The 21,884-nt window shown below is 72.2% G+C and carries 23 protein-coding genes; 14 read left to right on the top strand and 9 right to left on the bottom strand.

Going from position 1 to position 21,884, the window contains the following annotated elements; translation table 11 throughout:
* The first annotated feature begins 173 nt into the window (after positions 1-173).
* Positions 174-758: a histidine phosphatase family protein gene (locus tag ACZ4NT_RS08535; protein ID WP_121404278.1), complete on the top strand. Its 585-nt coding sequence runs from the start codon at positions 174-176 to the stop codon at positions 756-758.
* On the opposite strand, the gene ACZ4NT_RS08540 is transcribed toward ACZ4NT_RS08535, so the two are convergent.
* The 3 genes from ACZ4NT_RS08540 to ACZ4NT_RS08550 all read right to left on the bottom strand — a co-directional run bounded on the left by ACZ4NT_RS08540 (position 755) and on the right by ACZ4NT_RS08550 (position 2,716).
* Entirely contained in the window at positions 755-1,228 is a 474-nt protein-coding gene (locus ACZ4NT_RS08540; RefSeq protein WP_121404280.1) for a DUF6314 family protein, read from the bottom strand. The genes ACZ4NT_RS08535 and ACZ4NT_RS08540 overlap by 4 nt on opposite strands.
* A gap of 301 nt (positions 1,229-1,529) precedes the next feature.
* Positions 1,530-1,823 carry a hypothetical protein gene (locus tag ACZ4NT_RS08545; RefSeq protein ID WP_121404281.1) on the bottom strand — a complete coding sequence of 98 codons (294 nt, stop codon included), beginning with the start codon at positions 1,821-1,823 and terminating at the stop codon, positions 1,530-1,532.
* Between the two features lie 128 nt (positions 1,824-1,951).
* Positions 1,952-2,716 (bottom strand): SDR family oxidoreductase, encoded by a 765-nt coding sequence (locus ACZ4NT_RS08550; protein WP_121404283.1) that lies wholly within the window; start codon positions 2,714-2,716, stop codon positions 1,952-1,954.
* A 104-nt stretch (positions 2,717-2,820) separates the two neighbouring features.
* On the opposite strand from ACZ4NT_RS08550, the gene ACZ4NT_RS08555 reads away from it, so the two are divergent.
* The 7 genes from ACZ4NT_RS08555 to ACZ4NT_RS08585 all read left to right on the top strand — a co-directional run bounded on the left by ACZ4NT_RS08555 (position 2,821) and on the right by ACZ4NT_RS08585 (position 9,620).
* Positions 2,821-3,705, top strand: coding sequence for a sigma-70 family RNA polymerase sigma factor (locus ACZ4NT_RS08555; protein ID WP_121404284.1), 885 nt, complete (start codon positions 2,821-2,823; stop codon positions 3,703-3,705).
* A 131-nt stretch (positions 3,706-3,836) separates the two neighbouring features.
* Entirely contained in the window at positions 3,837-4,547 is a 711-nt protein-coding gene (locus ACZ4NT_RS08560; RefSeq protein ID WP_467724348.1) for a hypothetical protein, read from the top strand.
* 251 nt (positions 4,548-4,798) lie between these two features.
* On the top strand, positions 4,799-5,827 hold the full coding sequence (gene argC / locus ACZ4NT_RS08565) for an N-acetyl-gamma-glutamyl-phosphate reductase (protein ID WP_467724350.1): 1,029 nt from the start codon (positions 4,799-4,801) through the stop codon (positions 5,825-5,827).
* Positions 5,824-6,975, top strand: coding sequence for a bifunctional glutamate N-acetyltransferase/amino-acid acetyltransferase ArgJ (argJ, locus tag ACZ4NT_RS08570; RefSeq protein ID WP_467724352.1), 1,152 nt, complete (start codon positions 5,824-5,826; stop codon positions 6,973-6,975). The genes argC and argJ overlap by 4 nt, the downstream gene beginning before the upstream one ends.
* The gene (gene argB, locus ACZ4NT_RS08575; RefSeq protein ID WP_121404289.1) at positions 6,972-7,880 is read left to right on the top strand and encodes an acetylglutamate kinase; all 909 of its coding nucleotides are present in this window, start codon (positions 6,972-6,974) and stop codon (positions 7,878-7,880) included. The genes argJ and argB overlap by 4 nt, the downstream gene beginning before the upstream one ends.
* Positions 7,877-9,076 carry an acetylornithine transaminase gene (locus ACZ4NT_RS08580; protein WP_467724354.1) on the top strand — a complete coding sequence of 400 codons (1,200 nt, stop codon included), beginning with the start codon at positions 7,877-7,879 and terminating at the stop codon, positions 9,074-9,076. The genes argB and ACZ4NT_RS08580 overlap by 4 nt, the downstream gene beginning before the upstream one ends.
* Positions 9,077-9,083: 7 nt before the next feature.
* Positions 9,084-9,620 (top strand): arginine repressor, encoded by a 537-nt coding sequence (locus ACZ4NT_RS08585; protein WP_121404293.1) that lies wholly within the window; start codon positions 9,084-9,086, stop codon positions 9,618-9,620.
* 69 nt (positions 9,621-9,689) lie between these two features.
* Here ACZ4NT_RS08585 and ACZ4NT_RS08590 read toward each other — a convergent pair whose 3' ends face one another.
* The 5 genes from ACZ4NT_RS08590 to ACZ4NT_RS08610 all read right to left on the bottom strand — a co-directional run bounded on the left by ACZ4NT_RS08590 (position 9,690) and on the right by ACZ4NT_RS08610 (position 14,125).
* Positions 9,690-10,427, bottom strand: coding sequence for an FAD:protein FMN transferase (locus tag ACZ4NT_RS08590; RefSeq protein ID WP_183116952.1), 738 nt, complete (start codon positions 10,425-10,427; stop codon positions 9,690-9,692).
* Positions 10,428-10,470: 43 nt separating this feature from the next.
* A complete protein-coding gene (locus ACZ4NT_RS08595) occupies positions 10,471-11,262 on the bottom strand; it encodes an FMN-binding protein (protein WP_467724356.1) in 792 nt (263 codons plus the stop codon).
* 19 nt (positions 11,263-11,281) lie between these two features.
* On the bottom strand, positions 11,282-12,619 hold the full coding sequence (locus tag ACZ4NT_RS08600) for a ferredoxin reductase family protein (protein WP_467724508.1): 1,338 nt from the start codon (positions 12,617-12,619) through the stop codon (positions 11,282-11,284).
* A gap of 225 nt (positions 12,620-12,844) precedes the next feature.
* Positions 12,845-13,534, bottom strand: a complete 690-nt coding sequence (locus tag ACZ4NT_RS08605) for a L,D-transpeptidase family protein (protein WP_467724358.1) — start codon at positions 13,532-13,534, stop codon at positions 12,845-12,847.
* 3 nt (positions 13,535-13,537) lie between these two features.
* Positions 13,538-14,125 (bottom strand): pyridoxamine 5'-phosphate oxidase family protein, encoded by a 588-nt coding sequence (locus ACZ4NT_RS08610; protein WP_467724359.1) that lies wholly within the window; start codon positions 14,123-14,125, stop codon positions 13,538-13,540.
* Positions 14,126-14,276: 151 nt separating this feature from the next.
* Here ACZ4NT_RS08610 and argH point away from each other — a divergent pair, with 151 nt between their 5' ends.
* The 4 genes from argH to ACZ4NT_RS08630 all read left to right on the top strand — a co-directional run bounded on the left by argH (position 14,277) and on the right by ACZ4NT_RS08630 (position 18,916).
* Positions 14,277-15,704: an argininosuccinate lyase gene (argH, locus tag ACZ4NT_RS08615; protein WP_121404301.1), complete on the top strand. Its 1,428-nt coding sequence runs from the start codon at positions 14,277-14,279 to the stop codon at positions 15,702-15,704.
* A gap of 76 nt (positions 15,705-15,780) precedes the next feature.
* Entirely contained in the window at positions 15,781-16,752 is a 972-nt protein-coding gene (locus ACZ4NT_RS08620) for an aldo/keto reductase (protein ID WP_121404302.1), read from the top strand.
* A gap of 89 nt (positions 16,753-16,841) precedes the next feature.
* Positions 16,842-17,393 carry a TetR/AcrR family transcriptional regulator gene (locus ACZ4NT_RS08625; protein ID WP_220784162.1) on the top strand — a complete coding sequence of 184 codons (552 nt, stop codon included), beginning with the start codon at positions 16,842-16,844 and terminating at the stop codon, positions 17,391-17,393.
* Positions 17,390-18,916, top strand: a complete 1,527-nt coding sequence (locus ACZ4NT_RS08630) for an MFS transporter (protein WP_121404304.1) — start codon at positions 17,390-17,392, stop codon at positions 18,914-18,916. Before ACZ4NT_RS08625 ends, ACZ4NT_RS08630 begins: the two co-directional genes overlap by 4 nt.
* Before the next feature lie 72 nt (positions 18,917-18,988).
* On the opposite strand, the gene ACZ4NT_RS08635 is transcribed toward ACZ4NT_RS08630, so the two are convergent.
* Positions 18,989-19,678, bottom strand: a complete 690-nt coding sequence (locus tag ACZ4NT_RS08635; protein WP_121404305.1) for a lysophospholipid acyltransferase family protein — start codon at positions 19,676-19,678, stop codon at positions 18,989-18,991.
* A gap of 430 nt (positions 19,679-20,108) precedes the next feature.
* Here ACZ4NT_RS08635 and ACZ4NT_RS08640 point away from each other — a divergent pair, with 430 nt between their 5' ends.
* Both ACZ4NT_RS08640 and ACZ4NT_RS08645 read left to right on the top strand, forming a co-directional pair.
* On the top strand, positions 20,109-21,272 hold the full coding sequence (locus tag ACZ4NT_RS08640) for a glycerophosphodiester phosphodiesterase (protein WP_467724362.1): 1,164 nt from the start codon (positions 20,109-20,111) through the stop codon (positions 21,270-21,272).
* Between the two features lie 74 nt (positions 21,273-21,346).
* The gene (locus ACZ4NT_RS08645) at positions 21,347-21,853 is read left to right on the top strand and encodes an RNA polymerase sigma factor (protein ID WP_467724364.1); all 507 of its coding nucleotides are present in this window, start codon (positions 21,347-21,349) and stop codon (positions 21,851-21,853) included.
* Positions 21,854-21,884: the final 31 nt, after the last annotated feature.

Below are 21,884 nucleotides of genomic sequence, written 5' to 3' on the forward strand. Positions count from 1 at the left end.
ATCCGGACCGAGGCGCGCCCGCCCTCCGGACCGGGTCGCACCCACCCTCCCGACGTGGAGCGGAACAGCCCCTTCCGCGCCGCCGCAGAGCCCCACGAGCGATGCGAGTGACCTGGCGGATACCCTGAGTTACCCCCCTTGACCAGCGGAGTTTCGCGCTCCACCATCGCCGCATGCATCTTCGGGTCACCTTCGTCGCTGCCGCGCGCAGCTCCTCGCTGCTCACCGAGCGCTTCGAGGACGACCGGCCGCTGGACCAGGCCGGCTGGGACGAAGTGCAGCGCGTCGCGCACGAGCTGGTGCCGCTGGCGGCGGCCGAGCTGCGCTACTGCTCGCCGACCCCGCGCAGCAGGGCGACCGGTGACGCGCTCGGCTATGCACCTCTCGTGCAGCTCGCGCTGCGCGACTGCGACATGGGGCGCTGGCGCGGGTTCACCCTCGGCGAGGCGATGGCCCGCGAGCCCGAGGCGGTCGACTCCTGGCTCGCCGACCCGCGCTCGGCACCGCACGGCGGCGAGTCGCTGCTGTCCTTCATCTCGCGGGTGGGCGGCTGGCTCGACACCCGGCCCGCCGACGACGGCAGCCGCATCGTGGCCGTGGCCGAGCCCTCCGTCGTGCGGGCGGCGCTCGTCTACGCCCTGAGGGCCCAGCCCGCCACGTACTGGAACATCGACGTCCGGCCCCTGTCGGCCGTGACCCTCACCGGGCACAACGGCCGCTGGAACCTGCGTCTGGAGTCCGGACTCCAGCGCGTCTAGCGGGAGTCGTCCGGCACGGCCCCGGGGATCCGGGCGTAGTCGGTGGTGAGCACGAGGTCCTTGGCGGGACCGCCCACCCGCCATACCGTGCGCCAGCGGTCGGCGTCGTACACCGTGAACTCGCCCCGGTACAGGTCCGCCGCGCAGGGATGGTCGGCTACGTGTCGGCCGGTGGACAGGTCGAGGTCGTGGAAGAACCGGCCGTCGGCGAACCGCACGGCCGCGGTGCCGGCGCGGTCCCCGGGAAGGAACCGCAGTGTCCGCTCGGCGGGGCGGGCCGTGCCGTGCCACACGAACGTGCCCGACTCGTGGTGGAGGAGGCCGTCGTCGGCGTCCTCCAGCGGCGCGAAGACCGTCGTACCCGCGAAGCGGCCCTCGGTGCCCGCCGCGAGATCCGCCACGCGGCGCTCGACCCGCCAGCTTCCGGCCAGATACCCCAGCACATCGGCCACCGGCCTGAACTCGCCCATCCCGTCCCGCTCTCCGTCACATCCGACCCCGGGCACCGCATCGGGCGCCCGATGCTGCGCAACCCATTGGCGCGCTCAGGCCCCCTCCCTATCTTGCCGTTCGACCAAATGATCACCATGTGACATGCCGAACGATCTCCCACCTCGGAACCGCGGAGTATCCGTGCCACCCACCCGCACCCGCTTACTTTCACGGGCGTCGCCGGCAGATTCACGTACACCTTCCCGGCGAACTCGGAGACGTTCCTGCGGATCAGGGCCCGGTAGGCGCCGACACCCGCCCGGGCCGAACGGGTCCTGCTCAGAAGAGGTCGTCGATCGCGTCGAGATGGCCCTCCAGCGCGGCCAGGTCGTCCTGGTCGAACACCGCCTGGGTCCGGGCCCACTCGGCGTTGTCGGCCTTGTAGGCCGCGACGACCTCGGCACGGGTGGTGCGGGTCAGTGACGCGACGACGTCGGCCACGTCGTCCGTCAGCCCGTACGCCCGGGCGAGGACGCCGTACACCTCGATGCTGTCGTCACGGTCCCCGGGATCCACCCGTTGCTCGATCCAGCGGGTGAACCCGCTGCGGAACTCGCTGCCGTAGCGCTCCATGGCTCCGCCCCTCCATGAACCGGATGCTCGCACAGCGGGGGGCGGGACAGGTCCCCGGCGGGGAGACGCCTTCCGCCGGGGACGGTCACGGACATCCGGTAGCGGTCGTGGGCGGACGGGGCGGCGGGTCAGCTCACCCGCTCGGCGAGGAAGTCCTCCCACGTCCGCTTGCCCACGTCGTTGCCCTGCAGGGTGAGGTTCTCGCCCGCCCGGTAGGCCTTGCCCGCCTTTCCGGGCATCCGCATCGGCATCAGCGGACGGCGCTTGCCGCGCGCCCCGAGGTAGCTGCGCAGCAGGTCGCCGAGCGGGTACACCTTCGGGCCCGCGAGCGGGGTCACCAGGCCGGCCGGCTGCCCGAGTGTCAGCTCCACCAGCCGGGCCGCCACCTCCCGCGAGTCCACGGGCTGGAACTGGAGGCCTCCCGGGACCGGGATGACCGGCATTTTCGCCATCTTTTCCGCCATCGTGAGGACGATGTCGTGGAACTGGGCGGCCCGCAGCATCGTCCACGGGATGCCCGAGCCCGTGATCGCCTGCTCCGCCGCCAGCTGGGTCTTGAACCAGCCGAGGGGCATCGTGTCCGCGCCGATGACCGAGATGTACACGAGGTGCTTCACGCCGGCGCTCTGCGCGGCCCGCACCAGGTTCTGGGCCACCTTGTCGTCGCCCTTGTTGCCGCCTGCCAGGTGCAGCACCGTCTCCACCCCGGCCAGCGCGGGCTCGATGCCCTCGCCCTTGAGCAGGTCCACGGCGACGTACTCGACGCCGTCGCCGGGCGTGCCGCCGCTGCGGTTGAGCACCCGCACCTCGCGGCCTGCCGCCCGCAGCATCGGGACGACGTGGCGGCCCAGGTTGCCCGTGCCGCCGGTGACCAGAATCGGGGAGGTCGTCATGGCAACTCCTAAACTGTTCGGTCCGGGAGTCGCTCTCCCGGTACTTTCGGCTGCGTTGTGTGGATCTACTGTTCTGACACCCGGCGACGAAGGAATGTGACACGGTGGACGAACACGAATCGCTGACCGAGCGTTTCGAGGAACAGCGGCCCCATCTGCGGGCGGTGGCGTACCGGATGCTCGGCTCGCTGAGCGAGACCGACGACGCCCTTCAGGAGGCCTGGCTGCGCGCCGACCGGGCCGGCACCGACGGTGTCGAGAACATCGGCGGCTGGCTCACCACCGTGGTCGCGCGGGTGTGCCTGAACATGCTGCGTTCGCGTGAGCACCACCGCGAGGACCCCCTCGACGCCCGGCCGGCGGACCCCGTCGTCCCGCCCGAGTCCGGCGGCGACCCGGTACGGGAGGCGGAGCTCGCCGACTCGGTCGGGCTGGCGCTGCTGGTGGTGCTCGACACGCTGGCCCCGGCCGAGCGCCTCGCCTTCGTCCTGCACGACATGTTCTCCGTGCCCTTCGACGACATCGCCCCCATGATCGAGCGATCCCCGGCCGCGACGCGGCAGCTCGCCAGCCGGGCGCGCCGCCGGGTCAAGGGGGGCGACCGGCTGCCCGCCGCCGATCTCGCGCTGCAGCGGGCGGCCGTCGACGCGTTCCTCGCCGCCACCCGCGGCGGGGACTTCGACGCACTGGTCACCCTGCTGCACCCCGATGTGGTGCTCCGGGCCGACAAGGCCGTCATCCCCAGCCCGGAACCCGTCGTCGTCAGTGGCGCCCAGACCGTGGCGAAGGGGGCGATGGCCGCGATGGAGCGCGCCCAGGCCACCGAGGTGGCGCTCGTCGACGGCCGCGTCGGTCTCGTCATGGCGCCGCTCGGACGCCTCCGCCTGGTGCTCGCCTTCACCGTCACGGACGGCGGGATCACCGGAATCGAGGTCGTCGCGGAACCCGCCCGTCTCCGCGAGGTCGACCTGGCCGTCCTCGCGTCCTGACCACGACCGGAGCGGCTCCCCGAGAGGCCGGGGGCCGCTCCGGCGGGCCCGGGACGCAGCCTCCGGCCGGGGTGCCGCGGTCCCGGAAAACCGGTCGACGGCCCTGCCGCGGGAGGACATGATCCGCAGTTGTGACGACACCGAAGCAGCTCCTGGTCGAGACCGCCGCCCGCAACAACGCCGAGTGGTGCGCGGTGATGAGCGCGTCGCACGGCCTGGAGAGCGGGTGCACGGAGCAGGCCTGGACCGCCCCGGTCCGCACGCCGCCGTACTACCCCGACGCCGTGACGCTGGTGCCTTCGGCCGACCCGGCCGCGCTGCTGGCCCGGATCGACACCACGGCGCCCGGTGCCTCCGTCAAGGACAGCTTCGCCGACCTCGACCTGACGCAGGCCGGTTTCCGGGTGCTCTTCGAGGCGGAGTGGATCCACCGCCCGGCGAGTGCGCCCGCCGGCGCCCCGGACCCGGCCTGGGACGTGGTCCCCGACCCGGTCACGCTGCGCGCCTGGGCACTCGCCCTGCACGACGGGGACGGTGCGGCCGACCTCTTCCGCCCGGAACTGCTCGACGACCCCGACACGCACGTGCTCGCCGGGGTGGCACCGGATGGCCGGGTGATCGCCGGAGCGGTCGCGAGCCGCAGCGGTGCGGTGGTCGGCCTGTCCAACGTCTTCGCCCGGGACGGTGGCCCGGACGCGGCCTGGCCGGGCGCCCTGGACGCCGTGCACCGGCTGTTCCCCGCGCTGCCGGTGGTCGGCTACGAGCACGGCGACGACCTGGCCGCCGCGGTCCGCCACGGCTTCGAGCCGGTGGGCCCGCTGCGGATCTGGCTGCACGGATAGGCGCCGCGGCGGTAGCGGCCGGTGACCCTCCGCGCGTACCGGCCGGGCGTCCGGCGCCTCGCCACGTCGCGCCCGCGGTCCTCCCCGCGTCGCGCCCGCGGGCCCGGCGTCCTGTCCGGGTAGCGCCCCGCCGGCCGGTCTCCTCCCCGCGTGCCGCCCAGGGTGTCGCGGGCTCCGCTCCGCCTCCTCGGGCATGGATTGCATAAACGTGCATCGATACGTATAGTCATGCCATCCAGGAGGAGGGTTTCATGGCGGTACGTGCGGCAGTGGCAGGAGCGAGCGGGTACGCGGGCGGGGAGCTGCTGCGTCTGCTCCTGGCCCACCCGGAGATCGAGATCGGCGCTCTGACCGGCAACTCCAACGCGGGCCAGCGCCTGGGCGCGCTGCAACCGCATCTGCTGCCCCTCGCCGGCCGGGTCCTCCAGGAGACGACCCCCGACGTCCTCGACGGCCACGACGTCGTCTTCCTGGCGCTCCCGCACGGACAGTCCGCCGCGGTCGCCGAGCGGCTCGGTCCCGACGTCCTCGTCGTGGACATGGGCGCCGACTTCCGGCTGCGGGACGCGGCCGACTGGGAGCGCTTCTACGGCTCCCCGCACGCCGGCACCTGGCCCTACGGCCTCCCCGAACTGCCGGGCGTCCGCGCCGCGCTGGAGGGGTCCAAGCGCATCGCGGTGCCCGGCTGCTACCCGACGGCCGTCTCCCTCGCGCTCTTCCCCGCCTACGTGGCCGGACTCGCCGAGACCGAGGCGGTGATCGTCGCCGCCTCGGGCACCTCGGGCGCGGGCAAGACCCCCAAGGCGCACCTGCTGGGCAGCGAGGTCATGGGCTCGATGTCCCCGTACGGCGTCGGCGGCGGCCACCGGCACACCCCCGAGATGATCCAGAACCTCAGCGGCGCCGCCGGGGCGCCCGTCTCGGTCTCCTTCACGCCCACCCTCGCGCCCATGCCCCGCGGCATCCTCGCCACGTGCAGTGCGAAGGCCCTCCACGGCGTCGGCGCGGATTCCGTACGGGCCGCCTACGAGAAGGCGTTCGCGGACGAGCCGTTCGTGCACCTGCTGCCCGAGGGACAGTGGCCGACCACGGCGTCCGTCCACGGTTCCAATGCCGTTCAGGTCCAGGTCGCGTTCGACGCCGCCGCGCACCGGATCATCGCGATCAGCGCCATCGACAACCTCACCAAGGGCACCGCCGGCGGTGCCGTCCAGAGCATGAACCTCGCCCTCGGGCTTCCCGAGGACACGGGTCTTTCCACGATCGGAGTCGCACCGTGAGCGTCACGGCAGCACAAGGGTTCACGGCGGCGGGCATCGCCGCCGGGATCAAGGAGAACGGCAACCCCGACCTGGCCCTCGTGGTCAACAACGGGCCCCGCCTGGCCGCCGCCGGCGTCTTCACCTCCAACCGCGTGAAGGCCGCGCCCGTGCTCTGGTCCGAGCAGGTCCTCAAGGGCGGTCTCGTCTCCGCGGTCGTCCTCAACTCCGGTGGCGCCAACGCCTGTACGGGACCCCAGGGCTTCCAGGACACGCACGCCACCGCCGAGAAGGCCGCCGAGGTGCTCGGCGTGAACGCGGGCGAGGTCGCCGTGGCCTCCACCGGCCTCATCGGCGTACTGCTGCCGATGGACAAGCTGCTCCCCGGAGTCGAGCAGGCCGCGGCCCAACTCTCCGAGCACGGAGGCGAGAAGGCCGCCATCGCCATCAAGACGACCGACACCGTCCACAAGACCTCCGTCCGTCAGGGCGACGGCTGGACCGTGGGCGGCATGGCCAAGGGCGCCGGCATGCTCGCCCCCGGCCTCGCGACCATGCTCGTCGTCCTGACCACGGACGCCGACGTGGACACCGCGACCCTGGACCGGGCGCTCCGCGACGCCACCCGGGTCACCTTCGACCGGGTCGACTCCGACGGCTGCATGTCCACCAACGACACCGTGCTGCTTCTCGCGTCCGGCGCCTCACAGGTCACCCCCGCCTACGAGGAGTTCGCGGAAGCCGTACGGGCGGTCTGCGACGACCTCGGCCAGCAGCTGATCCGGGACGCCGAGGGCGCCAGCAAGGACATCAAGGTCGAGGTCGTGAACGCGGCGAGCGAAGAGGACGCCGTCGAGGTGGGCCGCTCCATCGCCCGCAACAACCTCCTCAAGTGCGCCATCCACGGAGAGGACCCCAACTGGGGCCGCGTCCTGTCCGCCATCGGCACCACCCGGGCCGCCTTCGAGCCGGACCGCCTGAACGTCGCCATCAACGGCGTGTGGGTCTGCAAGAACGGCGGCGTGGGCGAGGACCGCGAACTGGTCGACATGCGCTACCGCGAGGTGCACGTCGTCGCCGACCTCGCCGCGGGCGACGCGACCGCCACCATCTGGACCAACGACCTCACCGCCGACTACGTCCACGAGAACAGCGCGTACTCCTCATGAGCACCACGCGGAAACACACCGCCCTGCCCAAGGCGCAGATCCTCATCGAGGCACTGCCCTGGCTGACCCGGCACCACGGCCGGACCGTGGTCATCAAGTTCGGCGGCAACGCCATGATCGACGACGAGCTGAAGGCCGCCTTCGCCCAGGACGTCGTCTTCCTGCGGCACGCGGGCCTCAAACCGGTCGTCGTGCACGGCGGCGGCCCGCAGATCAGCGCCGCCCTCGACCGGCACGGCATCGTCAGCGAGTTCAAGGCGGGCCTGCGGGTCACGACCGAGGACGCGATGGACGTCGTCCGCATGGTGCTGGCCGGGCAGGTGCAGCGCGAACTGGTCGGACTGCTCAACCAGCACGGGCCGTTCGCCGTCGGCATGACCGGCGAGGACGCGCACACCATCACCGCCACCCGGCACCAGCCCCGGATCGACGGCGAGCCGGTCGACATCGGCCGGGTCGGCGAGATCACCGAGATCGACACAGGCGCGATCGAGGCGCTGCTCGCCGACGGCCGGATCCCGGTCGTCTCCTCGATCGCCCGCTCCCAGGACGACGGACATGTCTACAACGTCAATGCTGATACGGCGGCTGCGGCACTCGCTGCGGCTCTTGGTGCCGAGACCCTGATGGTCCTCACCGACGTCGAGGGCCTCTACGAGGACTGGCCGAACTCCGACGAGGTGATCAGCCGGCTGACCGCGAGCCAGCTGGAGAAGCTGCTGCCGGAGCTGGCCAGCGGCATGGTGCCGAAGATGGAGGGCTGTCTGCACGCCGTCCGCAACGGCGTCAACACGGCTCGCGTCATCGACGGCCGGGTCCAGCACTCGATCCTGCTGGAGATCTTCACCGACGAGGGGATCGGCACGATGGTCGTGCCGGACGACGAAGAGGGGGATGCCGCATGACCGCCAATCAGGACCTGACCCAGCGGTGGCAGGGTGCACTGATGGACAACTACGGCACCCCGCGCCTGCCGCTCGTCCGCGGCGCCGGCAGCCGGGTGTGGGACGCCGACGGCAAGGAGTACCTCGACTTCGTCGGCGGGATCGCGGTCAACGCGCTCGGGCACGCGCACCCCGCCGTCGTCGGGGCCGTGAGCACGCAGATCGCCACCCTCGGCCATGTCTCCAACCTGTTCGTCGCCGAGCCGCCCGTCGCGCTCGCCGAACGGCTGCTCCAGCTCTTCGGGCGGGAGGGCCGCGTCTTCTTCTGCAACTCCGGCGCCGAGGCCAACGAGGGCGCCTTCAAGATCGGTCGGCTGACCGGACGTTCGCACATGGTCGCCACCCACGGCGGCTTCCACGGCCGGACGATGGGCGCGCTCGCCCTCACCGGCCAGCCCGGCAAGCAGGAGCCGTTCCGACCGCTGCCCGGCGACGTCACGCATGTGCCGTACGGCGACGCGCAGGCGCTGGCCGAAGCGGTCACCGAGGACACCGCGCTGGTCGTCATCGAGCCGATCCAGGGCGAGAACGGCGTCGTGGTGCCGCCCCCGGGCTATCTGAAGGCCGCCCGGGCCATCACCGCCGCCACCGGGAGCCTGCTGGTCCTGGACGAGGTGCAGACCGGGATCGGCCGCACTGGCTCCTGGTTCGCCTACCAGGACCACGAGGGTGTCCTGCCGGACGTCGTCACCCTCGCGAAGGGGCTCGGCGGCGGGCTGCCGCTCGGCGCGACCGTCGCCTTCGGCCGCGCCGCCGAGCTGCTGAAGCCCGGTCAGCACGGCACCACCTTCGGCGGCAACCCAGTCGTGTGCGCCGCAGGACTCGCCGTACTCGACACGATCGAGTCCGAGGGGCTGCTGCAGAACGTCAAGCGCGCGGGCGAGCGGCTGCGGGAGGGAATCGAGTCCCTCGGACACCCGTTGATCGACCACGTCCGGGGTGCGGGCCTGCTGCTGGGTATCGTGCTCACCGAGCCCCTCGCGCCCCGGGCGCAGCTGGCGGCTCAGGACGCCGGCCTCCTGGTGAACGCGCCCGCCCCCGATGTCGTACGGCTGATGCCGCCGCTGAACCTCGGCGACGACGAGGTGGACGCGTTCCTCCGGGCCCTGCCCGGTGTCCTCGACGCAGTCGACGGGGACGGACGATCCGGAGAATGAGACGACGATGAGTCAGGCGCAGGAGCACGAGCACGCAGGGCCTGCCGTGCCGCAGACCCGCACCGCACGCCACCGCCGGATCGTGGACATCCTCAACCGGCAACCGGTGCGCTCGCAGAGCCAGTTGGCGAAGCTGCTCGCGGACGACGGGCTGACCGTCACGCAGGCGACGCTCTCCCGGGACCTGGACGAGCTGAACGCGGTGAAGATCCGCAACAACGACGGCGACCTGATCTACGCGGTGCCCAGCGAGGGCGGGTTCCGTACGCCGCGCGCGCCGCTGGGGGAGTCGGCGAAGGAGGAGCGGATGCGGCGGCTCTCCGCGGAGCTGCTGATCTCCGCCGAGGCCTCCGCGAACCTCGTGGTCGTGCGGACGCCGCCGGGCGCCGCGCAGTTCCTCGCCTCGGCGATCGACCAGGCCGAGCTGCACGACATCCTCGGCACCATCGCGGGCGACGACACGCTGATGCTGATCAGCCGGGAACCGAGCGGGGGGCAGGCCCTGGCGGACCACCTGCTGCGACTGGCCCAGAACGGGCACTGAGACGCGGCGACGGGGGGCGCATCTCATCCGAGGTGCGCCCCCCGTCGATTTTGCCGCGCGGCACGCCGGTCACCCCAGCCGTCCGGCCAGCCCCCCGGTGCACCGCACCTCGTCGCCCGCCGTGATCAGCAGGGCCTCCACGTCGGGCAGCGACTCCAGCCAGGCGAGGGCCTGCCGTGAACCCATCGCGAAGGCCGCGGTCGCCCAGGCGTCCACCCAGGTCAGCCGGGGGCCCACCACGGTCACGGCCAGCAGGTCGGTGACCGCGGCACGGCCGGTGCGCGGATCCAGGATGTGGGTGCCGCGCTCGGCCGTGCCCGAGGTCGCCACGGCCAGTTCGTCGGCCCCGGCGGCGGAGACGACGGCCGCGAGCGAACCGGGGCGCAGTGGATCGGAGACGCCGATGCGCCAGGGGCGGAGCGGGCCCGGGGCGCCGCACAGCTGGACGTCGCCGCCGCCGTTCACGCTCACCCCGCTCGCCCCGGCCGCGGCGATGTGCCGGGCGGCGCGCTCGCCGGCCCAGCCCTTGACGATCCCCGTCGGGTCGAGCCGTCCCCCGTACGTCGTACTGAACCAGCCCTCGCTGAGCCGCTCCGCCTCCTCGCCCAGCGCGAGCACCTCGGCGACCTGCGGATCGCAGTCCCCGACGCCCAGCTCGCCGCGGGACAGCCGCGCGACCTGGCTGTCCTCGCGGTAGGTGCTGAACACCTCGTCCACGCGGTGGAGTTGGACGACCGCCTCGTCGAGCGCGGCCCGCACCGCGGCGGGTTCGCCGCCCCGCACGTCGAAGGAGAAGACCGTGCCCATGACCTCCTCCGCGTGACGCAGGGCGGCGGGCCCCTGCGCGGGCTCAGCCACCGGCCTTGTCCAGGGCGGACTGGAGGGATTCCTTGTATCCGGCGCTGGTGTAGGTGGCGCCGGACACGGCATCGATGTCGGCGGTTCCGGCGGTGACGGCCTGCTGATTGAGCTTGGGTACGGCGTTGTCGGTGACCTGGGTGCTGCGGCCGCCGCTGGGTGCCTGGACGGCCTCGGCCCGGGTGACTTCGCCGCCGGTGAGGGTGAGGCGGACCTGGACGGGTCCGTACTGGGTCTGGGAGACGCTGCCGGTGACCGTACGGGCCTGCGGGGCAGGGGCCTTGGACGCCGCCCCGGCGGAACCGCCCGAGCCCGAGCCGCCCCCGGAGCCGGCCTTGTCCAGGGCGGACTGGAGGGACTCCTTGTATCCGGCGCTGGTGTAGGTGGCGCCGGATACCGCGTCGATGTCGGCGGTTCCGGCGGTGACGGCCTGCTGATTGAGCTTGGGTACGGCGTTGTCGGTGACCTGGGTGCTGCGGCCGCCGCTGGGTGCCTGGACGGCCTCGGCCCGGGTGACTTTGCCGCCGGTGAGGGTGAGGCGGACCTGGACGGGTCCGTACTGGGTCTGGGAGACGCTGCCGGTGACCGTACGGGCCTGCGACGACTGCTGCGAGCTGCCGCCCTGGGGCGACTCCTGCCCGGCCGCCGACTGCGGAGGCACCGCCCCGCCCGCCGACGCCGCGGCCGGATCGGACGCGGGCTTCAGCGAGAGCAGCAGGACGATCCCGGACACGGTGGCGGCGGTGGCGAGCACGACGCGCCGAATGGGGTGACTCTTCTTCATCGCTCCTGACTCCCGTCGCTCACATCTCGAACGACTCGTGATGGATGCGGCGGGCGGGGACCCCCGCGCCGCGCAGTGCTTCGTAGACCTGCTGCGCGAAGCCGGGCGGACCGCACAGGAAGACGTCGTGGCGGTCGATGTCCGGCAGCTTGCGCTTGAGGGTCTCCGCGGAGATGTCCGGGCGCTCGCCCTCGGGGCTGTTCACCGCGTACATCAGCCGGGCGCCGCGCTCCTCGGCGATCGCCGCCAGTTCGTCCCACAGCGCCAGGTCCTGGGTGCTGTTGGCGCGGTACAGCAGCGTCAGGTCGCCGGACGCGCCGGGGAGCGTCTCGAACAGCGCCCGCATGGGCGTGATGCCGACGCCGCCGGCCACGAGCAGCACCTTGCCGCGGCTGCGCCGGGCCGCCGTCAGCGCCCCGTAGGGCCCCTCGGCCCACACCCGGGTGCCGGGTTCCAGGTCGCGCAGCGCGGCACTGTGGTCCCCGATCGCCTTCACGGTGATCCGCAGCATGTCGGGGCGCGGCGCCGCCGACAGCGAGTACGGGTGGGAGCTGAGACGCATGCCGGGTGCGAGGAAGCGCCAGCGGAAGAACTGGCCGGCCTCGGCGCCCATGCGGTGCAGCTTGCGGCCGCGGATCAGCACGGACACGATGCCGGGCGTCTCCTCGATCACGGCCTCGACCCGCATCCGGTGCCGCAGGTTGAGCCGTACCGGTACGCACACCCGGTACCAGAGGACCAGGGCGGTCACCGACCCGTACAGCCCGTACCAGACGGTCTTCGCGGTCGGTTCGACGGCGAACTCGTTGCCCGTGGAGAGCTGGTGCCAGAACGTCAGGAACACGGCGGCGTACGTGAGCAGGTGCACGTGGTACCAGAGGTCGTACGGGATCCTGCGCCGTACCGGGCCGATCGAGATGAGCCCGATGAACAGCAGCAGAGCCGTCCCGATCGCCGCCTTGCCCATGTCGGGAAGCTGGTTGACCGAGTCGACGGTCTGCTGGACCACCCCGGAGAAGGTCCGGCCGGCCTGCAGCGCGTACCCGTACATGATCAGTACGAGGTGGGCCAGGACCAGGCAGAGGGTGTAGCGGCCGCTCATCGCGTGCCAGCGCGCGACCCGGTCCGAGCCGACCCGGCGCTCCAGCGCGGGGACCCGGGCCATCTGCAGCACCACGAGTGCCATCAGGTACCCGGCGAGCAGCCCGGTGATCCGGCCGGCGTTGAGGATCCTGCTGTTGTCGTCCGCGATGGACGGGGTGTTGCTCCACCACAGCCAGATCACCCCGGCCGCGCCCGCCCAGACGGCGATCAGCAGTGGTACGGCGGGGGAGCGTCGAGGGCGGATACGGCGCATGGTCTGGCGCCGCGCGGCGCGACCACCGGCGATCGTGGACACGGTTCCTCCGTGTTCGTCCTGGGGACCGGGCAGGGGAAGTGGCCCCTGGCCCAGAGATACGGCCCACGACGGCGGTCCGTTCAGAGGTTCGCCGGGTCCCGTGGCGACGGGTTTTCCCGGCGCGTCCGGCCGGGTGTCCGCGACCGCCTCCCCCTGCGGACCGCGGCCCCGCTGCCCTGCCGCTCAGTACCGGGTGATCGCCGTCGCCCCGCCCGCCGTTCCGATCGCGATGTGCGGTGCCCGCCCGGGATCGGCCCAGGTCAGGATGCGCCGCATCGCGGCGGCGGACACCGAGACGCAACCGGCCGTCGGTCCGCGTCCGTTGACGTGCAGGAAGATGCCCGCGCCCCGCCCCCGCACCGGCCGCTCGTAGTTGAAGCCGATGACGAAGGCGTGGGCGTACTGGGCCCGGTAGGAGATCAGCTGCTCGGACTCCGCGGCCCGGCAGTCGGCCGGGCGCGGCTCGGTCCAGCGGTTGTAGGAGCGGGAGCCGTTGTCCTGGCACCACCAGGAGTTCCGGTGGACCCGGCGGTACGGGGCCCTCGTCCCGACCGGCGCGGCCTCGATCCCGAACGCGTACGGCAGGTCGTACAGGCCGGTGGGCGTCGTGTTCGTGCCCTGCCGGCGCGAGGAGCCCTCCGTGAGTCCGGCGGCGCCGAAGCGGGCCGCCGCCGAGCCCGCCTTCGCCCAGCGCCCGTGGCGCCGCTCCCACCAGGTGACCGTGCCGGTCGTGGCGGAGGTGTCCGAGGCCCGGGCGGTGATCAGCTGGCTGCCGCCGCCGGTGTCCGCCATCTGTTCCGGCAGTGCGGGCGGACCGCCCGGGGCCAGGGCGAACAGGGACGCGGAGACGAGGGCGGCGGCAGCGAGGCGCATGAATCAGAACGTACGGGGAGGAAGCGGCAGCGGCAGCCCGGGTAGGCCGTCCAGGCTCGTCGCCACGTGGTCCTTCTTGTGGAAGTAGGCGTCCAGCGAGGCGTCGTCCTCGCGGGCGAACCGCTTCGCGTGCAGATCGCGGTCCTCGTCGTACGCCATGAACGGCACCGCGTAGCCGCAGCTGTCGCGGACCCGTTCGGCCGTCACGACGATGACGGCGCGCAGGCCGTGCCGGGTCGGGTCGATGTCGGGGAAGTGGGCGAGCAGCTCCGCGAACCGCGGGTCGTCGCGGAACACGGGTTCACCGCGGCCGTGCACCCGGACGATGTTCGGTGGTCCCTGGAAGGCGCACCACATGAGGGTGATCCTGCCGTTCTCCCGCAGATGCGCGATGGTCTCCGCGTTGCTGCCGGCGAAGTCCAGGTACGCGACGGTCAGTTCGTCGATCACCACGAAGGAGCCGGTGAGCCCCTTGGGCGAGAGGTTGACCGTGCCGTCCCCGGACAGGGGCGCGGTCGCGGTGAAGAAGATCGGCTGCGCCTCGATGAACGTACGCAGTCTGTCGTCGATGCGCTCGTAAGTCTTTCCCATGTCTAACGATTATCCGCCACGGTCGTTTGTCTGTCTAAGGAATTGCCTGTTCCGTCTCCGGTCACCGGCGGGTCCGATTGACGAATCATGCAGACTTCTGCATACTCATGCATGGCAGTGGCCGTAAGGGTGAGAGAGCGGAGCAGAGCGAGTGAGCAGCAACAGCGGTGACGTCCGGCTCTGGGGTGGACGTTTCGCCGACGGTCCCGCCGAGGCCCTGGCGAAGTTGTCCGCGTCCGTCCACTTCGACTGGCGCCTCGCGCCGTACGACATCGCCGGTTCCCGTGCCCACGCGCGCGTGCTGCACAAGGCGGGCCTGCTCACGGCCGACGAGCTGGAGCGGATGCTGGACGGACTCGGCCGACTGGAGCAGGACGTGGCGTCCGGCGTCTTCGTGGGCACCATCGCCGACGAGGACGTCCACACGGCCCTGGAGCGCGGGCTGCTGGAGCGGCTCGGCCCCGACCTCGGCGGCAAACTGCGCGCCGGCCGGTCGAGGAACGACCAGGTCGCGACGCTCTTCCGGATGTATCTGCGCGACCACGCCCGGATCATCGGCGGCCTGCTCGCCGGCCTCCAGGACGCCCTGGTCGGCCTCGCCGAGGCCCACCCGGACGTGGCGATGCCCGGCCGTACCCACCTCCAGCACGCCCAGCCGGTCCTGTTCGCCCACCACGTCCTCGCCCATGTCCAGTCGCTGTCGCGGGACGCGGAGCGGCTGCGCCAGTGGGACGAGCGGACGGCTGTCTCGCCGTACGGATCGGGTGCCCTGGCGGGTTCCTCGCTCGGCCTGGACCCGGAGGCGGTCGCCGAGGACCTCGGGTTCGAACACGGCAGCTCCGCCAACTCCATCGACGGCACCGCCTCGCGCGACTTCGTCGCGGAGTTCGCCTTCATCACCGCGATGATCGGGGTGAACCTCTCCCGTATCGCCGAGGAGGTCATCATCTGGAACACGAAGGAGTTCTCCTTCGTCACCCTCCACGACGCCTTCTCGACCGGGTCGTCGATCATGCCGCAGAAGAAGAACCCGGACATCGCGGAGCTGGCGCGGGGCAAGTCGGGCCGCCTGATCGGCAACCTGACCGGCCTGATGGCCACGCTCAAGGCCCTGCCGCTCGCGTACAACCGCGACCTTCAGGAGGACAAGGAGCCGGTCTTCGACTCCTGCGACCAGCTGGAGGTCCTGCTGCCCGCCTTCACCGGCATGATGGCCACGCTGACCGTCCACCGCGAGCGCATGGAGGAGCTGGCCCCGGCCGGGTTCTCGCTCGCCACCGACATCGCCGAATGGCTGGTCAGGCAGGGCGTGCCCTTCCGGGTGGCGCACGAGGTCGCCGGCGAGTGCGTGAAGGTCGCGGAGGCGGAGGGCGTCGAGCTCGACGGGCTCACCGACGAGCAGTTCGCGAAGATCTCCCCGCATCTGACGCCCGAGGTGCGCGGCGTCCTGAACGTCCCGGGCGCGCTGGCCTCCCGCAACGGCCGCGGCGGCACCGCGCCGAGCGCCGTCGCCGTGCAGCTCGCCGAGGTGAAGGCGGACCTGGTGGCGCAGCACGCGTGGGCCACCGCGAAGAAGTAGCACTCCGCGTCCCGGAAGGGCGTCGCGGGTTACGTTGGTCGGGAGCCGTCATGGAGCCGACCCCACGGAGCCCGCGATGCCCTTCGCCCGACTCGCCTCGGCGACCACGCCCACCGCTCACATCGGCCTGGGCCTCGCCGCCGTCGGCCGCCCGGGGTACATCAACCTCGGCCGCGAGCAGGACCTCCCGGCCGAGCGCAGTGTCGACGCCCTGCGCGAGCGCACCCATGAACTCCTCGACGCCGCGTACGCCCAAGGCGTGCGCTACTTCGACGTGGCCCGCTCCTACGGCCGCTCCGAGGAGTTCCTGGCCCAGTGGCTGCACGAGCGGCCCGAGGCCGACGACGTCGTCGTCGGCAGCAAGTGGGGCTACACCTATACGGCGCAGTGGCGCACGGAGGCCGAGGCGCACGAGACCAAGGACCACGGTCTCGCCACCTACCGCAGGCAGCGGGCCGAGACCGCGGAGCTGCTCGGAGACCGGCTGGACCTCTACCAGATCCACTCGGTGACGCCGGACAGCCCGGCCCTCACCGACAAGGAGCTGCACGCGGAGCTGGCCGAGGCCGCGTCCCAGGGTCTCTCCGTCGGGTTCTCGACCAGTGGGCCCGCGCAGGCCGAGGCGATCCGCACCGCGCTCGCCGTGACGGTCGACGGCGCGCCGCTCTTCCGTACGGTCCAGGCCACCTACAACGTGCTGGAGACCTCGGCCGGGCCCGCTCTCGCCGAGGCGCACGAGGCCGGGCTCACCGTGATCGTCAAGGAGGGCATGGCCAACGGCCGGCTGGCCGCGCCCCACGCGCCGGACGCGGTACGGGACATCGCGCGGGAGGCGGGCCTCACCGCCGACGCGGTCGCCCTCGCCCTCGTCCTGCACCGGCCGTGGGCCGGAGTCGTCCTGTCGGGTGCCGCCACCGCCAACCAACTCGCCTCCAATCTGCACGCGGCCGTCGTCGACCTCGACGACGAGCGGCTGGCCCGGCTGGACGCCCTGGCCGAGGACCCGCACGCCTACTGGGAGCGGCGCGGCCGGCTGCCCTGGCACTGAGCACCCGACGCGACCCCCGACGCCCCCGTGAAGGAGCCTCGCCGCTCTCTCGTGAGACAAAAGTGTCTCACATGGTCTACGCTTGTCTCATGGCCGTCGATCGTGACCACGTACTCCGCAGTGCCGCCGCCCTGCTGACCCGCAAAGCCACCGCCACCATGGACGAGGTCGCCAAGGCGGCCGGGATCAGCCGGGCCACGCTGCACCGCCAGTTCGCCGGGCGGGACGCCCTGGTCCGCGCCCTGGAGGACCTGGGCATCCGGGAGTGCGAGGCCGCGCTGGACGCGGCCCGCCTCGACGAGGGGTCCGCGAGCGACGCCGTGCGCCGCCTGGTGGGGGAGATCGAACCGGCGGCCGGGCTGCTGGCGTTCCTGGTCACCGAGAACCAGCTCTTCGAGGGCGACGCCCAGCACGAGGGCTGGTCCCGGCTCGACGCACGGATCGCCGCACTGTTCCGGCGCGGCCAGGACAGCGGCGAGTTCCGCATCGACCTCACCCCCGCCTGGCTCACCGAGGCGCTCTACGGGCTCGTCGGTTCCGGGGCCTGGGCCGTGATGGACGGCCGGGTGGCGGCCAAGGACTTCCAATTCATGATCGTCGAGCTGCTGCTCGGCGGCGCACTACGGAGAGTGGAACCATGACCAGCACCGAACAGCGGACAGCCGTGGCGGAGGTGGTGGAGAAGCGCCCCGGGCGCTGGCTCGCCCTGTCCGTCCTGGTCCTCGCTGTGCTGCTGGTGGCCGTCGACGCGACCGTCCTCGGCCTCGCCACGCCCTACATCAGCGAGGACCTGCAGCCCTCCGGAACCCAGCTGCTGTGGATCGGTGACGTCTACTCCTTCGTCATCGCGGGCCTGCTCGTCTCCATGGGCAGCCTCGGCGACCGCATCGGCCGGAAGAAGCTGCTGCTCGTCGGCGCCACGGCCTTCGGCGCGATATCCGTGCTCAACGCCTACGCCACGACACCGGAGTTGATGATCCTCGCGCGAGCGCTGCTCGGCGTCGCGGGCGCGACCCTGATGCCCGCCACGCTCGCCCTGATCCGCAACATCTTCCACGACCCGCGCGAGCGCAGCCTCGCCGTCGGGATCTGGGGCGCCACCGCCTCCGCCGGCACGGCGGTCGGACCGGTGGTCGGCGGCTTCCTGCTGGAGCACTTCTGGTGGGGTTCGGTCTTCCTGATCAACCTGCCCGTGATGGTGGTGCTCGTCCTCGTCGGCATCAAGCTGCTGCCCGAGTCGCGCAACCCGAACCCCGGCCCCTGGGACCTGGCCAGTGTCGTCCTGTCCCTGGTCGGCATGATCGGCATCGTGTACGCGGTCAAGGAGGCCGCCACGCACGGGTTCACCTGGCAGTCGTCGGCAGTGGGCCTGCTGGGCGCCGTCGCCCTGTACCGGTTCGTGCGCCGCCAGCTCACGCTGCCCGCACCGCTGCTCGACATGCGGCTGTTCCGGCACCGCGGGTTCTCCGGAGCCGTGCTCGCCGACCTGCTGACGATCCTCGGCCTGTCCGGGCTGGTCTTCTTCCTCTCCCAGTACCTGCAACTCGTGCAGGGCAGGCCGCCGTTCGAGGCGGGTCTCGCCGAGATCCCGGCCGCGGTCGGCGCGGTCGCCGCGGGCCTGATCGCCGGCACGGTCGCCCGGCGGTACTCGGTGCGCGCGGTGGTCTCGGGCGGCCTGGCCGCCGTGGGGCTGGCGCTGGCGGTCCTCACCCTGATCGGCGAGTCCACCGGCTATCCGCTGATCGGCGGCGCGCTGCTGGTGGTCGGTGTCGGCGCGGGCTTCTCGTTCACCGTCACCGCCGACGTGATCCTCTCCACCGTCCCCAAGGAGCAGGCGGGCGCGGCCTCCGCGGTCTCGGAGACGGCGTACGAACTCGGCGCCGCCCTCGGCATCGCGGTGCTCGGCTCGATCGTCACCGGCGTCTACCGGGAGTTCACCGGGCCCGCGGGCACCCCGGCCGCGGCGCACGAGTCCCTCGGCGGAGCCGTCGAGGCGGCGGCGGGACTGCCGGCGGACACGGCCGACGCGATGCTGTCGTCGGCCCGCGGCGCCTTCGTCGAGGGGCTGACCCTGGCGGCCGGGGTGGGAGCGGCGGTGCTGATCGCCACCGCGGTGGCGGCCTGGTTCCTGCTGCGGGGCCAGCGGCTGGAGAGCACCCCCTGAGCGGGTGCGTGACGCGGACGGCCGAGGGGCGCCGCGGGCGGAAGCCCGACGGCGCCCCTCGGCCGCCTGCCGCTACGCCGCCTTCGCCTTCGTGGCGTACATGTCGACGTACTCCTGGCCCGAGAGGCGCATGACCTCGGTCATCACCGAGTCGGTCACCGCCCGCAGCACATAGCGGTCGCGGTCCATGCCCTCGTACCGGGAGAACTCCATCGCCTCACCGAAGCGGACCGTGACGCGGCCGGGGCGCGGGATGCCGGCGCCGCCTGGCTGCAGCTTGTCGGTGCCGATCATCGCGAACGGGACCACGGGGGCGCCGGTCATCAGCGTCAGCCGGGCGATGCCGGTGCGGCCGCGGTACAGACGGCCGTCGGGGGAGCGGGTGCCCTCGGGGTAGATGCCGAAGACCTTGCCCTCCTCCAGGATGCGACGGCCGGTCATCAGGGCGGCCACACCGCCGTTGGCACCGTCCCGGTCCACCGGGATCATGCCGACGCCGGTGAAGAACCAGGCCATCAGCCGGCCCTTGAACCCCTTGCCGGTGACGTACTCGTCCTTGCCGATGAACAGCACCTGCCGGTCGCAGACCAGCGGAAGGATCATCGAGTCGATGAACGTGAGGTGGTTGCCGGCCAGGATGACGGGACCGTCGCCGGGAATGTGCTCCACGCCCTCCACCCGTGGGCGGAACATCAGGCGCATGATCGGTCCGAGCACTGCCTTGATGAGCACGAAGCGGGACAACGGGCCCTCCGGTGTCAAGGGATCGGTATGAAGTATGTGCAGGTGAGGACGATACTCGCGGCGCCCCGGTGATTGCACATCGGGTTCACCGAAGGGATACGCAGTGTTGACGCACGTTTACCTGCGGTGGCGCCCCGCGCAGGGGTCGCCGAGCGGGCGGAGATGTGACAGAGGTCGCGCGCGCCGTACCGCTCCCCGGGTGACGCGCGGCTCCGCGAACCCCGACGTGACGCCGCCCGCCGACACGCCTCCGGCCGCGGGGCCCGGGCGACCGCCGACCGGGTACCCGGGGGAGCGGCCGTCAACCGGCGAACCGTCAACTCGCCCACCCCGCAGGACATCCAGCGTCACCCACGTGTTCCGTCCGAGGTCTCCCTCCCGTCACCGTCCGGCACCTACGATCGTCCCGCTTTGACAGGTGCAGGGCGGTACGGCGGGAGGAGCGCTCATGGCGACGCAGGAGTCGGACGAGCAGGGACGGGGTACGGCGCGACGGGCACTGCTCGGGGCGGCGGTGCTCGGCGCGGGCGGAGCGGTCCTCGGACTGCCCGGCGCGGCGAGAGCCGACGAGCGGCGCGGCAGCGGCGGCTACAGAAGCCTGCCGAAACCGACCGTCATCGGGCACCGCGGGGCCAGCGGCTACCGGCCGGAGCACACCTTCGGCTCGTACGAGCTGGCCCTCGACCTGGGGGCGGACGTCGTCGAGGCCGGCGACCTGGTGCCCACCAAGGACGGTCACCTCGTGTGCCGTCACGAGCCGGAGATCGGGGGCACGACGGACGTCGCGGCGCACCCCGAGTTCGCCGACCGCAGGACCACCAAGAGCCTCGACGGCGTCGCCACCACCGGCTGGTTCACCGAGGACTTCACCCTCGCCGAGCTGAAGACGCTGCGCGCCGTCGAACGCATCCCCGGCACCCGGCAGCGCAACACGATCTACAACGGCCGCTGGGACATCCCCACCTTCGAGGAGGTCCTCCGGTGGCAGGACCGGCAGACCCGCGAGCGCGGCAAGCAGGTCTGGATCTACCCGGAGCTCAAGCACCCCACCTACTTCCGCAAGCTCGGCCTCGGCACCGAGGAGCGCCTCGCCCGACTGCTGCGCAAGCACGGCAAGGACGGGAAGAACGCGCCCGTCATCATCCAGTCCTTCGAACCGACCAGCATCCAGCGCATGAACAAGCTCGTCGGCAATCCGCTCGCCGTCCTGCTGTCCGGCGCCGCGACCCGCCCCTGGGACTTCGTCGAGTCGGGCGACCCGCGCACGGTCGCGGACCTGGTCAAGCCCGAGGGGCTGGAGTGGATCGCGTCGTACGCGCAGGGGATCGGCCCCACCCTCGACCTGATCATCCCGAAGGACGCGAGCGGCAACCTCACCACGCCGACCACGCTCGTCCACGACGCGCACGCCGCGGGCCTCATCCTGCACCCGTACACCATGCGCAACGAGAACACCTTCCTGCCCGCGAACTTCCGCAAGGGCACCGACCCGAACGCCTACGGCGACGCCTTAGGTGCCTTCCGGACGTACTTCGAGACCGGGATCGACGGCGTCTTCTCCGACAATCCGGACACCGCGCTGCTGGCCCGCGAGGACTTCGTCAACGCGTGACCGCCCCACCCCTGATGGGGTGACACCCGGCCGCCCCGGCAACCTCGCGCCGGGGCGGCCGCGTCGTGCCGCATATGACACACGAGATGGTGGCCACGCTGCGTCCGCTGCTCACCGCCGAGGCCTCGGCGGAGGCATATGCGGCGGGTGCGGAGCCCGGCGACCTGGAACAGGCGGTCTGGGTGCGCCTCTTGGAGCGGCTCGACAGCGACGGGCCACCCGTGGACCCGCAGGGTTGGCTGCGCCGGGCCGTGCGCTCGGAGGCCTGTCGCAGCCGCCGGACCACCCGCATCGAACGGCCGTACGCCGCCGAGCCCGCCGCCGACCACCGGGCCGGCCCGGAGCAGCAGGCCCTGACCGCGGCCCGGCACCGCGCACTCCACGACGCCGTGCGGCGCCTGCCCGGCCGCTGTCCCCGCCTGGTGGCGGCGCTGCTGTCGCCGAAGGACCTGACCTACCGGGAGATCGCAGGCGAGTTGGGTATCTCACAGGGCAGTCTGGGCCCGGAACGTTCCAGATGCCTGGGATGTCTGCGTCGATTGCTCGCTCCGGAGGTTGCGGCTCTCGAAGCACGGGGATAGGAGTGGGGGACGACCGGTAAACAGGTGAGCG

The organism is Streptomyces sp. NPDC026417, assembly GCF_055567695.1.

Coding starts and splice junctions, on each gene's coding strand:
- ACZ4NT_RS08535 (WP_121404278.1), top strand. CDS start 174: ATGCATCTTCGGGTCACCTTCGTCGCTGCCGCGCGCAGCTCCTCGCTG.
- ACZ4NT_RS08540 (WP_121404280.1), bottom strand. CDS start 1,228: ATGGGCGAGTTCAGGCCGGTGGCCGATGTGCTGGGGTATCTGGCCGGA.
- ACZ4NT_RS08545 (WP_121404281.1), bottom strand. CDS start 1,823: ATGGAGCGCTACGGCAGCGAGTTCCGCAGCGGGTTCACCCGCTGGATC.
- ACZ4NT_RS08550 (WP_121404283.1), bottom strand. CDS start 2,716: ATGACGACCTCCCCGATTCTGGTCACCGGCGGCACGGGCAACCTGGGC.
- argC (WP_467724350.1), top strand. CDS start 4,799: ATGGCGGTACGTGCGGCAGTGGCAGGAGCGAGCGGGTACGCGGGCGGG.
- argB (WP_121404289.1), top strand. CDS start 6,972: ATGAGCACCACGCGGAAACACACCGCCCTGCCCAAGGCGCAGATCCTC.
- ACZ4NT_RS08580 (WP_467724354.1), top strand. CDS start 7,877: ATGACCGCCAATCAGGACCTGACCCAGCGGTGGCAGGGTGCACTGATG.
- ACZ4NT_RS08585 (WP_121404293.1), top strand. CDS start 9,084: ATGAGTCAGGCGCAGGAGCACGAGCACGCAGGGCCTGCCGTGCCGCAG.
- ACZ4NT_RS08590 (WP_183116952.1), bottom strand. CDS start 10,427: ATGGGCACGGTCTTCTCCTTCGACGTGCGGGGCGGCGAACCCGCCGCG.
- ACZ4NT_RS08595 (WP_467724356.1), bottom strand. CDS start 11,262: ATGAAGAAGAGTCACCCCATTCGGCGCGTCGTGCTCGCCACCGCCGCC.
- ACZ4NT_RS08600 (WP_467724508.1), bottom strand. CDS start 12,619: ATGCGCCGTATCCGCCCTCGACGCTCCCCCGCCGTACCACTGCTGATC.
- ACZ4NT_RS08605 (WP_467724358.1), bottom strand. CDS start 13,534: ATGCGCCTCGCTGCCGCCGCCCTCGTCTCCGCGTCCCTGTTCGCCCTG.
- ACZ4NT_RS08610 (WP_467724359.1), bottom strand. CDS start 14,125: ATGGGAAAGACTTACGAGCGCATCGACGACAGACTGCGTACGTTCATC.
- ACZ4NT_RS08620 (WP_121404302.1), top strand. CDS start 15,781: ATGCCCTTCGCCCGACTCGCCTCGGCGACCACGCCCACCGCTCACATC.
- ACZ4NT_RS08625 (WP_220784162.1), top strand. CDS start 16,842: ATGGCCGTCGATCGTGACCACGTACTCCGCAGTGCCGCCGCCCTGCTG.
- ACZ4NT_RS08630 (WP_121404304.1), top strand. CDS start 17,390: ATGACCAGCACCGAACAGCGGACAGCCGTGGCGGAGGTGGTGGAGAAG.
- ACZ4NT_RS08640 (WP_467724362.1), top strand. CDS start 20,109: ATGGCGACGCAGGAGTCGGACGAGCAGGGACGGGGTACGGCGCGACGG.
- ACZ4NT_RS08645 (WP_467724364.1), top strand. CDS start 21,347: ATGACACACGAGATGGTGGCCACGCTGCGTCCGCTGCTCACCGCCGAG.